The organism is Rubinisphaera italica, from assembly GCF_007859715.1.
In the GTDB taxonomy this organism is placed as follows: domain Bacteria; phylum Planctomycetota; class Planctomycetia; order Planctomycetales; family Planctomycetaceae; genus Rubinisphaera; species Rubinisphaera italica.
Map to the genome: position 1 here is coordinate 5,770,048 of NZ_SJPG01000001.1, position 14,085 is coordinate 5,784,132.

Genomic DNA, 14,085 nt, shown 5'->3' on the forward strand with positions numbered 1-14,085 from the left:
TGAACTCGCAAGTCCTTCTTCATAACACGAATTGACGAATCAAAGTGACTCCAGACGGAATTCCGTTCGGAGTCGCTTTTTTAATTCGATGCAGGCAAAGAGTCTTCAATTTTGTGGAGGTGGAGGCAAGCGGAAGAATGATTTCGTTGACGAGTCGATTCGCTTCTGTACTTTCGTCTGGTAAATCGGAGGTGAGGGTAATATTTCAACTGGCGAAGTGCTGATTCGCTCGCGAAACTTTTCTGCTGTCTCCGTGAATTGCTGTTCTGCGTTGGCTTGCAGATCCTCGGCAGGCAACAAGGGATCATTCTGTGACGCAGAAAACATTCCCGCGATTAAATCATCGGTCGTTTTGTAATCCGAGTGATCCATTTTTCTGTTAAATGGATTCTCCACAATTTTCTCTGTGGGTGGTGCAGGAATCGATTCCACGATTTCTTGATTCTTGATGATCTCCTGTTTGATCTCTGAAAACGGATTGAATGATTCGTCAGCAGTTGGTGCGAGAGAACTCAACTTGGGGGAGTAAGTCGCATTGTTCCATCCCGCTAACAATGCAATATAAATGAGGCGAGCGGTGGCCGCTTCCTGGTTTTCAAGGGTATTGGGAAGTTGGACGTCCACACTGGAATAGTTATGAGCCGGCTCCACTCCACTGATCTCCAGTTCCGAAGTCACACGGTAGGAACCGGGAACCGACATTAAGGCATCGATCGATTCCTGATCGGAGGAGAACGTCAGCTTGCCACGATCGAGCATTCCACGAGAAACGCGAACGAGCCGCGATGGAGACAAATCTGAGATTCGTCGAGACAGATCTGCTTCCGAAAGTGGTGATTTCGGATTGGCAATCAGGACATCGAGTCTTTGATGAGAACTGGCCCCATCAAGCCATTCGCTTCGCAGGCTCGCAAACAGAGCCGACAACACGCCTGGATTATTGCTGATCGAATCATCCAGTACACAGACAGTTCGCTGAGAGCCGTTACCGATTGTGAACTGTCGCCAGCTTTCTGGACTCACACTAGCTTGATGTGACTCCTGCACTTGTTTTGTGAGAGATTCCTTTTGATTTTCTACTTGATCAAATTTCTTACTGGTTGTTTCGACAAGTTCTTCCAGATCGGAAGGCACAGGCACTCCGAAAGGAGAACGTTTTTGCTCGGTTACTTTTTCAGTGGTTGTCGATTCAATGGAATTGCTGAATTTGTCGCTGTTCTCGAACTTTGCAGGCTTTTCAGTCGACTCAGTCACTTTGGAGGAAGGGTCATCCCACAAGGACGTATTTGTCCGTCGCGATCGAGAATTTGTCTGGGTGGCTGGAACGGGTGCTGTCTCCTTTGGTGTCGCTTTTGGAGTACCGGTCATGGATTCACCCAGGCTGACAAGATCTGTCGGGAGCTTATTTTTAAAATCACTGGGAATTGGAATCGGCTCGGACAACTTATTTTCTGAAAAGCCAGGGGCCTCTGAATTTGAAGTGTTGAAACCTGGGGCCTCGCCAAAACTACTCCATTCCGAGAACGGATCAAACGGTTCACTGACTGGTGAAGATGAACCGAGAGAGGTCATCTGCTGTTTCTGATAAGCGTATCCGATTCCACAGAGAATCAGGACGGCGAGAAAATGTCTTAATACTGAAAGCATGGCTTTTTTGCCTGAATGAGAACGTTGGGAAGTCGGTTTCTTCTCACTCACAGCAGCAGGCTTAATGACAGCAGGTGTGTTGACTTTCCACTCCTTTTGAGACAGCGCATTGGTGGGCTTCGTCTCGGGAACAGGAGCGTCAACAGCAGTAGAGTTGCTTTCACCGTCAACAGATTCCGGATTTGTGGAATCGTTGCTGGCCAGCATACGCCGTCTTTGTTTATAGCGTGCGAACATGATGCAATGCCTCTATGCGCATCGGGAGTGGAAAACATAAGACTTGTTCCGACCCTGTTCCTCCGGAGCAGGTTGCGTTGTCGTTACAGGCCTGGAAATAAATGTCAGACAGTGCCAGACATTTAGGTCATACTTTTTGTTGGGTTACGCTTCGTTAACCCAACCTACTACGCGTTGATAATAAAGCACTGACATTCCTGCCTGTGCGAATTACATTAGTGCTTTTGACAAACTCAAATTTAGGGTGGCACTGGTTCTGCCAGTGCCATGCAACTTCAGTTTAGTCTCGACTTGCCCTGGCGAAGCCAGTGGCACACCATCGTAAGCTTCAATAGAAACGATCCATTAGCTTTCGATGCCAAGTCGATAACACAATTGTTCGAACTCTTCGGTGTAATCTGAAGTTGAAGAATGGACGTGCTCGGCTTCGGTAATGAACTTGAGTTCTTTACGGCAGTCGAGGCCGTGTCGTCGTAAAATGGCTTCAAACGGGAAGAGATCCTGCCCGTAAAGCAGAATCAGTTTGTGCTCGTCGAATTGAACCTCTAGAGGAATCTTTGGATTCACAACCGCAATTCCAGTACAGCCATCGTTGAGCAGCATATCTTCGTGATCGAAGAGGGTGCTTTTGAGGACCGGCAGGTCAATCGACTCACGATACAAATCGCGATGAACACCAGCGGCTTGCTCGTGACTGGTTTCGAGAATCAGGTCGACTTCATCTCCCAGAGGATCGAGCAGGTCAATAAACAAATCGATGAGTCGTTCAGACGATTGAGCCGCCAGAATTACGGGAATCTCAACACCAGTATCTTTGTCCTGATAACTATCACGACGATAACCGGCACTGGGAACGACATCGAGATTATACGAAGGGCGGATTGCATCGGTGAGTTTGAAACTCCCATAACGGGAGATACTCAGATGATGCTCCAATTGCTCTTCGGACAGGTGATCGAAACTACTGCGCTGCGTTTCGATGCCTCCGTCTCGATGATTTGTCCTGATGATTCGTTTGAGAAATCCCATAGTAATCTGTTCTTTCAACGACTTGTCAACTTTTCCGGAACAATCCTGTTGGTTGTTGTTCCTGAGAGTTCGTTTGTGAAGCTCTCCTGCAATTTGGTCGAGTGATTGTGCACGCAATACAGAATCACCCGAAAGGCGGCGAATTGCCGCGATCCCTTCCCTGGTCGTTTCCACTCTACAAAACCTAGAACATGATTCTGAGTTGTGTCGAATTGGATTCCTGTTGCGTCTCGACATTGCCCGACTCTCGGGGGTGACCTCTCATTCGTGTTACAATCGCTTCAATCCCTACCAAAAAATCCCACCTGAGCCGTTTCATCTCTTCAGAACTGTTTCCAGGCTCATCAGGTTTCCGGTACTCAAACCTAGCATCTGGTTGACCATTCGGAGGGAAATCAGGCTCTGGTTGGACGAATTCCAGTCAGTTAGAACGTCAAAAGGTTCAGTTAGCGATGTTTGGTCATACAGGAAACTCAGGTCGAGTTTACCGCCGAGTGCGAAAGTCATTACTCAGCAATGACTTAGAGAGATTTCCCAAGGTTTGCAAAACTCCGGAAGATTGATTCAAGTTGGATCTATCGCCACAGAGGGTTCGGCTGAAGTGCAATTCCTACATCAGACTGTAATAATGTCAATCCGCAGGATTGTTGAAGACATTAAAAAGACAGATCAGGATTAGTAGCGTCATGGATGGATTGGAAAACGGGCAGGAACGGCTGCTGTTACCCGTGACAGAGGAGATGTCGAAGCGTGAAGAAGTCTTGAAATCGCTCGGCTTTGATGACATTCCAATTGCTATTCTGCGTCTGTCACATATTTGTGAAAACGATGAGCAACGCAAAATCTTTCAACCCTGCTTCAGGAATTTTCTGTATTCGCTTTCGGAGTCTGCCAATTCCGATCAGTCCCTGTTGAATTTTGAACGCTATTTGCAGCGATACGGCGATCGCACCGAATTGTTTGGATTCCTGGCGGCCAACCCCCGTGCTGTCGAAATTCTAGTCCGACTGTTTGTCGGCAGTCAGTTTTTAACGGAAATTCTACTGAGGAACCCGGGCTACCTGGAAGATTTGACAAACCATAAGCGACTGGCCGAATTTAAAAGTCGCAGCGAGTTCTATCAGGAAGCGGTCAACTACGTTCAATCAGCAGAAAGTTATGATCAAAAACTATCGAAGCTTCGTCATTTTCAGCATTGGGAACTGTTGCGAATTGGCGCGTGCGACTCGTTTGGTTTGATGGATTTCAAAAGTGTGACGCTGCAACTTTCCTTGTTGGCTGATGCGCTGGTTCAATTATGTCTGGATGTCGCATCCGAAAAAGATCAGATTCCGTCTGAGGACTTCGTTGTCCTGGCCTTTGGAAAACTCGGGGGAGAAGAACTGAATTACAGTTCGGATATCGATCTGATTTTCATCGCACTCAAAGATGCCAGTCACTACTGGTCACTGGGGCAGTCACTGATTGAAGCAATCTCCAAGGCTACTGCTGACGGATTTCTTTATCGCGTCGACATGCGACTGCGCCCCTGGGGGCGCTCCGGAGCACTGGTTTGTTCTGAAGATGCCTATCTGAGCTATCTTGAGAAAAACGGGATGTTATGGGAAAAACAGGCGTTATTAAAAGCACGTCCCATCGCGGGAAATCTCGACGCCGGGCGGCAAATTCTGAAACGCATCGAGCCGATCCTCTTCAATAATGATTCCGAAGAAATTCGCAATAACGTCCTGAGTATGAAATCCGGAATCGAAAAGGATTTGAACAAACAGGGACGCCACTGGGGTGAAGTCAAAGGCGGGAAAGGGTCGATCCGCGATATCGAATTCACCGTGCAGTATCTGCAATTGATTGCAGGCCGTGAAAATCCGCAGGTCCGCAGCATCAATACGCTCGATGGTCTTGTCCGACTGGTCGAGCAGCAGATGATCAAAGTGGACGAGTTCCGTCATCTTTCGGATGGCTATCTCTTCTTACGCACAATTGAGCATGTTCTGCAGTTAACACATTACAAGCAGATTCATCACATTCCGCAACAGGATCGTGAACTGGCCTATCTGGCTCGGAAACTCGATTTTCCCGATCCGGCAACATTTGTGTCATACTTCGAGCGACACGCGACAGCCATTCGTCGCATCTTCGATAAATATCTGAAACGTCCGTATGCAGAAGTCGAAATCGACGAACAGGAAGCTCGGCCTTTGCTCGAACTGGTTTCAGAAGCACAGCCAGATTATGTCTCGACGTTTACGGAAGATGAAATCAAACAACATGCAAAAATCCTCGATGATCTCCCACGTAACGAATACATTCAGGTTTCAGCCACGCGTTTATCGGAATTTGAGTGGCATGTGATTGTGGCTGGGATCGATCTCGTCGGCCAATTCTCGGTCACTTGTGGAATGCTCTTCGCACATGGGTTTGACATTCAACGAGGGCATGTCTTCACAGGATTATTTCCAACTCGATATTCGACAGGATCTGATTCACGCACTAAACGCAAAGGTCGCAGTCGTTTTATTACTGCACTCGACGTCCGCACCTCCGTCGGAAATCCTCCCGATGACATCTGGCTCAAGTACATGGTGGAGTGTCGTAAGATCAGCCATCTCCTGCATCGTGGAAAAATCCGAGACGTTCAGGGGATATTGGCGAAACGTGTCGGGCAGGCGTTATCCAATCAACCTCGACAGGACGATTTAATATTACCCGTGGAACTGGAGATTGATAACGAAGTCGACCCACACAGCACGGTGATTGATATCTCAGGTGACGATGTCCCTGGTTTTCTGTACGAACTGATGACCAGCGTCGCGTTGTGCGGGGTGCAGATTTCGCGAGTGATTGTCGACTCGACTGAAGAACGCGTACAGGATCGACTATATGTCCGTGACCTGCAGGGAAACAAAATCACCGACGAAGCGAAACTGCAACAGTTGCGTGCGACAATTGTGTTGATCAAACACTTTGCTCACCTGGTCCCTTCAGCTCCGCATCCGGAGTCGGCACTCCTGCATTTTCAGGAAATGCTTGATCATCTTTTCAGCCAACCCGACTGGATGGACCAACTCTCGTCGCTCGAACAGCCTTCGGTGTTGGACGCCCTGGTCAAGGTACTGGGAATCAGCGACTTTCTCTGGGAAGACTTTTTACGACTGCAGTATGCGAATCTGTTTCCAGTGGTGACCGATATTGAAAGTTTAAAGATCACCAAAGACCAAAAGCAGTTGGAACGGGAATTGAAGCAAGCATTGGTGGGAAAGAAAACCTCAGCAGAACAGGTTGAAGTTCTCAATTCGTATAAAGATCGTGAACTTGTTCGCAGCGATATGCGACATATTCTCGAATACAATAATACGTTCGGGAAATTTTCCGAAGAATTGACCGATATTGCTGAGGTCATTGTGCGTCAAGCGGTCAAACTGATTTATCAATCTCTTGAAAAGCAGTACGGACAGCCCTCTTTGAGTGATGGTTCAACTTGTCGATTCTGCGTCGCCGCATTGGGCAAAGGGGGCGGACGGGAACTTGGTTTTGCATCCGACATCGAACTGATGTTTCTCTTTGAAGAAAAAGGCAACACAACTGGAAAGAATTCCATTCGGAATACCGAATTCTTTACGAAGCTCGTTGAAGAATTCCGCTCAATCATTCGCGCCAAAAGCGATGGGATTTTTGAAATTGATTTGAGATTGCGTCCATATGGAAAAGCAGGCAGTCTGGCCGTTTCGCTGGAAGCGTTCACTCAATATTTTGGAAGCGAAGGAGCAGCCTGGCCCTATGAACGTCAGGCTCTTGTCAAGTTGCGGCCTATTGCTGGAGATCCAGCATTTTCGAAGGTCGTTGTGAATTTGCGCGATGAACTCGTTTATACAGGCGAGCCATTCGATGTCAGTGCGATGCGGGGGATTCGGGAAAAACAGGTTCGCCAGCTGGTGCATCCGGGAACGATCAATGCCAAACTGAGCCCAGGCTGTCTGGTCGATTGTGAGTATCTCGTCCAGGGATTGCAGATTACCTACGGCAAAAAACATCCTGAACTCAGAACAACCAACACACGCGAAGCGTTAAGAAAACTGGAAGCACTCGGTTTAATGTCTCATGAGCAGAGAATCATTCTGCGAGATTGTTACCGCTTTCTCCGTGGCTTGATCGATGCCCTGAGAATTGTCCGGGGGAATGCAAGTGAACTGACCATCCCTGATATGGAATCTGAAGAATTCGAATATCTCGCCCGTCGCATGAACTACGCCGGACGCAGCCACGAATTAAAAGAAGAACTTCAGCAGGTGATGCAGACCATCATTGAAATGACAAATCTGCTGGAAACCCCTGCAGATCAATAACGCAATATCATATTATGATTTGCCCCGCATTGCAGGATTTCAAGTTTCTTGCCAGCCTTGTTCGCCTATCAATTTCACGAAACGACATCCACAGAGAGTCGAGCAAGTCCAATCCACTTCACCACGAATTGCCAGAGTCAGTTCCTGAATATCACTTCCACCCACAGGGATAACGAGTCTTCCTCCAGAAGAGAGCTGCTGGAAGTATGCAGCAGGAATCGAAGGTGTTGCAGCGGTCACGATGATGGCATCATAGGGGGCATGTTCAGGCCAGCCGAGGGTGCCATCACCAAATGCGGTTTCAATATTACTCAACTGCAGTTGACGAAATCGTTTCTGAGCGATCTGGCCAAGCTCCTCCCAGCGTTCGACGGTATAAACCGTGCGACACAATTGGGAAAGAATCGCAGTCTGATATCCACTCCCGGTCCCGATTTCAAGCACACGATCTGTTGGTTGTAATTGCAGGGCTTGTGTCATCAATGCGACGATATAAGGCTGGCTGATGGTCTGATCGCAATCGATCGGTAAAGCACGATTTTCATAGGCATGAGATTTTAGATTCTCCGGCAGAAACAATTCCCGAGGAACATTCTGTATCGCCAGTAAGACACGTTCGTCATGAATACCTTGCCTTCCCAATATCTCGATGAGTTGCTGTATTTGATCCATGTTATCTACCAGAGTGTTTCACCAAGACTTGCAAGCGAACTACTTATTTTTGCTCGCAATATAATTTTCAATCTGACCTTCGAGTACATCCAGAGTGACGGCTCCATGGCTCAGAACCGCTTCGTGGAAATCGCGAATATCGAAATTGTCTCCCAGTTGTGTTTCTGCTCGTTTGCGGAGTTCCTGGATTTTCAGTTCTCCGATTTTATAAGCGAGGGCCTGACCGGGCCAGGCGATGTAGCGGTCGACTTCGTTTTCGATATCGAGTCGGGATTTGGCGGTGTTCTCGACGAAGAGTTGAATCGCATCGTCTCGGGTCCAGTCGAGAGAATGCATACCGGTATCGACGACAAGACGAATGGCTCGCCACATTTCGTATGTCAACTGACCAAAGCGAGAGTAGGGATCCTGATAAAGCCCTAAATCACTCCCCAGACTTTCACTGTAAAGTCCCCAACCTTCGATGAAAGCGGTATAACCACCGAGCCGACGGAACGCGGGAATGTCATCCAGTTCCATAGCCAGAGCGATTTGTAGATGATGCCCCGGCACCGCTTCATGGAGTGAAAGTGCTTCGATGGTGTAAATAGGCCTCTGATCGGGCTTATACGTATTGAAATAGTAATTGCCGGCTCGCGTGCCATCGGCAGCTGGCCCCATATAATAGGCGGCTGTGGTATCGGGAGCGATCGATTCTGGAATTGGACGGACGCCGTAGGGCATGCGGGGAAGCGTCTTAAACAACTTGACCAATTGCGGATCAATCCGTTTACAAACCGCTTCGACAGCCTGAAACAGTTCGTTGGGATCTTCATAGTAAAATTTGGGATCGGTCCGGAGGTATTCCAGGAACTCTCCGAACGAACCTTCAAACTCAACTTCTTTCATGATCGCTTCCATCTCCTGTCGAATTCGACGGACTTCAGATAATCCAATGTCGTGGATTTCCTGAGGTGTCAAATCCGTCGTTGTATAAAGACGAGCTCGATACGCGTAAAATTCCTGCCCGTTTGGGATTTGCTTGAACCCGACTTCATCGAAGCAGGCCGGGTAATAAGTTTCGAGAAAGAACTTTTCAAATTCCTCGAAGGTGGGAACGATGACCGTTTGGATTGCCTTGCGTGCGCGTGCCTGAAGTTGCTCGCGATCTTCCTGAGTGAAGTCTTTGGGAAATGTCTGAAACGCTTTCCAGAAGAGACTTTTTTCAGGCTCATCGACAATCTGTCGACGGATTTGAGCCGGTAGCCGATTCATAATGACTTTCGAATGCACAATGCCTCGATCGACACCTGCCTGCATGAGCGCGGTCGTCTGGTCGGCATACACATCAAACGACTCCATGCGGGCCAGCCAGTTTTCATAATCCTTGACGGTTTCAAACGGAAGTTGCTCGACCTGCTCGTTTTCTGTCTGCAAACCACCCCGCTGATTCAACGGCACAAAATGCCAGCCGAATGGGAAACCTTCGATTTCCATGCTCAGTTGACGTTCAAATAGCTTATAGCTGATGACGTCTTCCCCTTCGAGTTGAGAAGGGTCGATCGCTTTAAGTTGTTTCAGGTAGGCTTTTAACTGCTCGTTGTTTTTTTCGAGAGCTTCGAGACTCAAATCGGGCCAGCGGTCGTTGTAACGCTTGTCTCCCAGATAAGTCGCTTCGAGCGGATTGGTTTTCAGATTCCATTCCCAGTGATCATCGAGCAACAGATGAAAGTCCTCAGTGGCATCAGCCTGGGCGATTTGAGGCAGGAGACATAAACTCAACAGGAGACCGATAAAGAGTTTCAAACCAGCGATTTTTGTAACCATCTTCAATTCCAGACAAATCATCTTGGGAGGAGGTGTTTAATTCACTCAATTTGCAGAATTGATCGGGAATCGCATCTGCATTCAGGAACTATCGTAGTGTAGGGGGCGTCAATATCTCTAGTGCGACGAGTTGTTTGACAAATATCATCGAGACAATGAAAATTTCTGCACAGAGACTCTTAAGGAGAATAAAAATGTCACTACAGTCAAGTTTTTGTATCAGTCCGTTCCGCTATCCTAGAGCAATTGCAGTCGTACTATACCTGCTACCGGCTTTTTATTGTTCATTCACATTTGCTATCGGTGAAGGCCGGGAAGGAAATGAGCCGCTTGCCGAAGCAAACTACGACTCATGGCCAGGATTAATTGAAACAATTAACGATGAATCTCGAGTACATTACTGGTGGGTGAACGGCAATGAAACTGGACTTCCCCAAGAATAGTGGGCGCCCAAAAGAGAGTGTAAGCTCTCCGAGAGGAGTCGACTATGTCGGGATCATCACAGGCTGGAAAACGGACGCGGCGGCGTTATTCTGAAGAGTTTAAGCGGGATGCCGTGGGACTGGTGACCGAGCAGCATTATCCGCTGGCCGAGGCGGCTCGACGCCTGGATATTCATGTCAGTGTTTTACGCAACTGGAAAGAGAAGTTCATGAGCGGCAAAGAATCGAAGTCCAACGAGAAGTTGTTTGAATCCGAACGTGAAGAGTTGCGACAGCTGCGCGAGGAGAATCGTAAGCTGAGAATGGATCGAGAGATTTTAAAAAAAGCAGCAGCCTTTTTCGCGAAGGAAAATCAGTGAGATTTACCTTTATTGATGACCATGAAGAAGACTTTGAAGTAGCTCGGATGTGTGAAATCTTCGAGGTTTCCCGGAGTGGATATTACACCTGGAAGAATCGTCCGATGAGTATACGCCAGGAGAATCAACAGGAGTTGACACAGGCCATGAAGGAGATTCATCAGGAGACACGAGAAGTGTATGGCTCTCCTCGGATGCATAGAGAATTGCTGGAACGCGGCTATGAGGTCTCAGAGAATACGGTGGCCAAATTGATGAATCAGGCTGGAATTCAGGCAAAAACCAGGAAGAAGTTCAAAAACACCACGGACTCGAATCATTCCCGGCCCGTGGCTGAGAACCATCTGGATCGTCAGTTTGATGCCGTGACAAAAAGCAATGAAGTTTGGCTGAGTGACATCACCTGCATCTGGACTGAGGAGGGCTGGTTGTACCTGGCAGCAGTGCTGGATATGTATACGCGCAAAGTTGTAGGCTGGTCGATGGCCGAACGCATGACCTCAGACCTGGTGGTCAATGCCTTGAGGATGGCAGTGGATCAGGAGGCCGTGTCGAATGCAGACCTCAAAGAATTAACGCTTCACTCAGACCGCGGGAGTCAGTACGCTAGCGAGGATTATCAACAGGTGTTGACCTCGATGGGAATCACCTGTTCGATGAGCCGGAAAGGGAACTGTTGGGACAACGCTCCCATGGAGTCATTTTTTGCGACGTTGAAGAAAGAGCTCGTTCATCATGAGCGATACAAGAAGCGTTCAGAGGCTCGATCGAGCCTGTTTGAATACATCGAAGTGTTTTATAATCGAGTACGGAAACATTCTGCACTGGGCTATCTGAGCCCTGCGCAGTTTGTACAAGTGACTTAACCATTACCCCGCGCCCACTATTCTTGGGGAAGTCCAAACCTTATCATATTCCGGGACAACACAGGACTTAAATCGCATACTCAAGAAATTTGCGCAAACAGATGTCCCTGAACTTCAAGTCATCCTGCTACCCGGTCCTGCTCGTAAAGTCGAATTTTTGAAGACAAATGCAATCGTCGACTGGGATGTGCATATCGTAGGTGGCATCGCGGAAGCAATGATTAAACATCAACATATCGAGCCCGCCTGGGATCTTGCTCCGACGCTGACGATTTATCTTTCTGAAAGAATCGAACTCTCAGAGATCGAAATTCCGGAGAACCTGAAACTGCTGCAGTTGAATGATCGCCGCGAGAAATATCGTCAGGCCAGCCGTACTGAAGATGCGGTTCTTAAGAAAGCGGTTTTATATAAGTGGGCGGAACTCGAACGATCAATACATCGAGACCCAGAGGCTGCTGCCGAGTTTGTTGAACAGTTACATGAGATTGATCTGTTTATTCATAAGCATAGGGAGATTCGATCGGAATAGAGAATAAAAGAATAAATTTTTGAACGACATGGGGATTTGATACGTTGCTCTCTTTGCAGATGGTGTACATTACAGTCGACTGAATACTGGCATCATGGAATTTTAAAGGAGCAACAATGTTTCAACGAATCTCGAACGGCTGGAGTCTGGCGAAGCAAAGCTGGCGGGTGTTGATGCTCGATAAAGAGCTGCTGGTCTTCCCCATCGTCAGTGGGTTTTGCTGTCTGCTTGTGCTCGCAAGTTTTATCGTACCGCTGTTTGCTACGGGATATGTCGATGTCGTGTTGAACGATGGTCAGATCTCTCCAGAGGAATCTCAGAATCCGATTGCCTATATCATTCTGTTCGCATTCTACTTTGTAAATTACTTTGTGATTGTATTTTTCAATTCGGCTCTAGTTGCTTGTGCGATCATACGTTTCAAGGGAGGCGACCCGACTGTCGCCGATGGCTTTCGCGCTTCGATGAATCGATTGCCACAAATCGCAGGCTGGGCATTATTAAGTGCAACGGTCGGTGTGATCCTCAAGGTGATTGAATCACGCTCAGAAAAAGTCGGGCAAATTGTTGCGGGCTTGCTTGGAGCGGCCTGGTCTGTCACGACATACTTTGTGGTTCCTATTCTGGTTGTGGAAAAAGCGGGGCCGATTGATGCCTTCAAACGTTCGGTTTCTGTATTGAAAAAAACCTGGGGAGAATCGCTCTCTGCAAATTTCGGAATTGGATTTATTTCCTTTCTGGCAACCATCGCCTGCTTCGTTCCGATTGGTTTTGGAATTTTCCTGGCATTCAATGAGCAATTCGTACTGGCTGGAGCCCTGGTCGCCTGTGGTATTTTCAGTTTGATCCTGGTCTCACTGATCACCGCTACGTTGAACAGTATTATTATCGCAGCCTTATATCTGTTTGCGTCAGAGGGTGAAGTACCAACAGCATTCGATAATCAACTGCTCAAACAGGCATTTGTCAATCATTGATGCGACACCAAGTTCAACTTGAAAACTGGAGAATTCTCAAACCGCAAATAGACCGGTCCACACCAGCTTAACTACGAAAAGCAATTAAACACGGGTGGCGGGGGCACTCTCGAAGAGAAGCCCCCGAATCGTTGAGCTTCCAGGGGCTTCCGCTAAAGCGGAGCGCCCCCGCCACCCGAGAGATTCTTGTTCAATAGACTATTGGAAGCCCGGATTTTATTTGTTGCAGGATTTAACTATTCAAAAGTGAGGAACAGAAAGATGTTAAAACTCATTCCCGTACTCCTACTGTGTACATTCACAGCTGCTGTCTGGTCCGATGAGCCAGAATCGATTGATCAATTAAAAGCCCGAATCGCCGAACTGGAACAGCGATTGAACTCGTTGGAGGAAGCGGTTGCTCCCGTTCTGAATAAAATCAAATTGGAAAATATTGTTGCCGAACAGCGACAACTGGCTCGCAATCGCATGCAACAGGATCGTGAAGTTTACACGATCGAACAACTTCGAGAAATTGAATCGTTATATCAGGTGGCCAACAGAAACTGGAGAACGGAACAGGCTCAGCAAAGTTTAGAAGCACTGGTTGAGAAGTATCAAAAAGCCAATCGAACCGGTTGTGCGATTTTATATCTCGGTCAGATAACAACTGGTGATGAACAGAAAAAATATCTCCAACAGGCGATTGATGATTTCAGTGATTGCTTTTATGGCGACGGCGTTCAGGTTGGTGCATATGCCCGCCTGCTCCTGGCGGCTCATCTTGAACAGGCTGGAGATTCTGAAGCCGCTGAAAAATTGAGAGTCGAGCTTCAGAAACTGTATCCTGATGCGATCGATCACCAGGGAAATTTCCTGATTGATGCCTTTTGATGGATTTTCGCGACTTCAAAATGATCTGAAAAAATCAATCAAAATAATGGGGTAGACACGTTTTGAAAGATGTTGCACAATCTGCGGCTAATGGAATCGCAGGGGGCGATTTCTCATGAATTGCCTGCACGAATTCGCCTGTCTAAGATAGGTCGTTTCGTTCGGGGGGAACACTAAACTCTTAAGTTGTCGGAAGTACCGACTGAACATTAAGAGTCATACGGCAATGGGGATTGCCGACGATCACAACGGAATGTACCAGGATGATCCGGGCTACTTCAATTGATCGACTAATTCGCGA

The 14,085-nt window shown here is 47.7% G+C and carries 10 protein-coding genes; 6 read left to right on the forward strand and 4 right to left on the reverse strand.

Annotation, left to right across the window (positions count from 1 at the left end; genetic code table 11):
* Positions 1-105: 105 nt before the first annotated feature.
* Both Pan54_RS21985 and Pan54_RS21990 read right to left on the reverse strand, forming a co-directional pair.
* Positions 106-1,884, reverse strand: a complete 1,779-nt coding sequence (locus Pan54_RS21985) for a hypothetical protein (RefSeq protein ID WP_146505600.1) — start codon at positions 1,882-1,884, stop codon at positions 106-108.
* A gap of 345 nt (positions 1,885-2,229) precedes the next feature.
* A complete protein-coding gene (locus Pan54_RS21990) occupies positions 2,230-3,087 on the reverse strand; it encodes a hypothetical protein (protein WP_242631397.1) in 858 nt (285 codons plus the stop codon).
* Positions 3,088-3,599: 512 nt separating this feature from the next.
* Here Pan54_RS21990 and Pan54_RS21995 point away from each other — a divergent pair.
* Positions 3,600-7,256, forward strand: a complete 3,657-nt coding sequence (locus tag Pan54_RS21995; protein WP_146505601.1) for a [protein-PII] uridylyltransferase family protein — start codon at positions 3,600-3,602, stop codon at positions 7,254-7,256.
* Between the two features lie 39 nt (positions 7,257-7,295).
* Here the strand turns inward: Pan54_RS21995 and Pan54_RS22000 are convergent, their stop codons facing one another.
* On the reverse strand, positions 7,296-7,928 hold the full coding sequence (locus Pan54_RS22000) for a protein-L-isoaspartate(D-aspartate) O-methyltransferase (protein ID WP_146505602.1): 633 nt from the start codon (positions 7,926-7,928) through the stop codon (positions 7,296-7,298).
* Between the two features lie 39 nt (positions 7,929-7,967).
* Positions 7,968-9,734 carry a DUF885 domain-containing protein gene (locus Pan54_RS22005; protein ID WP_146505603.1) on the reverse strand — a complete coding sequence of 589 codons (1,767 nt, stop codon included), beginning with the start codon at positions 9,732-9,734 and terminating at the stop codon, positions 7,968-7,970.
* Between the two features lie 194 nt (positions 9,735-9,928).
* On the opposite strand from Pan54_RS22005, the gene Pan54_RS22010 reads away from it, so the two are divergent.
* The 5 genes from Pan54_RS22010 to Pan54_RS22030 all read left to right on the forward strand — a co-directional run bounded on the left by Pan54_RS22010 (position 9,929) and on the right by Pan54_RS22030 (position 13,784).
* Entirely contained in the window at positions 9,929-10,177 is a 249-nt protein-coding gene (locus Pan54_RS22010; RefSeq protein ID WP_146505604.1) for a hypothetical protein, read from the forward strand.
* A 44-nt stretch (positions 10,178-10,221) separates the two neighbouring features.
* A protein-coding gene (locus Pan54_RS22015) for an IS3 family transposase (RefSeq protein WP_146501926.1) occupies positions 10,222-11,402 on the forward strand; the annotation gives its coding sequence in 2 pieces (ribosomal slippage) (positions 10,222-10,507 and positions 10,507-11,402; 1,182 coding nt in all).
* A 157-nt stretch (positions 11,403-11,559) separates the two neighbouring features.
* On the forward strand, positions 11,560-11,934 hold the full coding sequence (locus Pan54_RS22020) for a hypothetical protein (RefSeq protein ID WP_146505605.1): 375 nt from the start codon (positions 11,560-11,562) through the stop codon (positions 11,932-11,934).
* A gap of 116 nt (positions 11,935-12,050) precedes the next feature.
* Positions 12,051-12,911 carry a DUF6159 family protein gene (locus Pan54_RS22025; protein WP_146505606.1) on the forward strand — a complete coding sequence of 287 codons (861 nt, stop codon included), beginning with the start codon at positions 12,051-12,053 and terminating at the stop codon, positions 12,909-12,911.
* Positions 12,912-13,172: 261 nt separating this feature from the next.
* Entirely contained in the window at positions 13,173-13,784 is a 612-nt protein-coding gene (locus Pan54_RS22030) for a hypothetical protein (protein WP_146505607.1), read from the forward strand.
* Positions 13,785-14,085 lie beyond the last annotated feature (301 nt).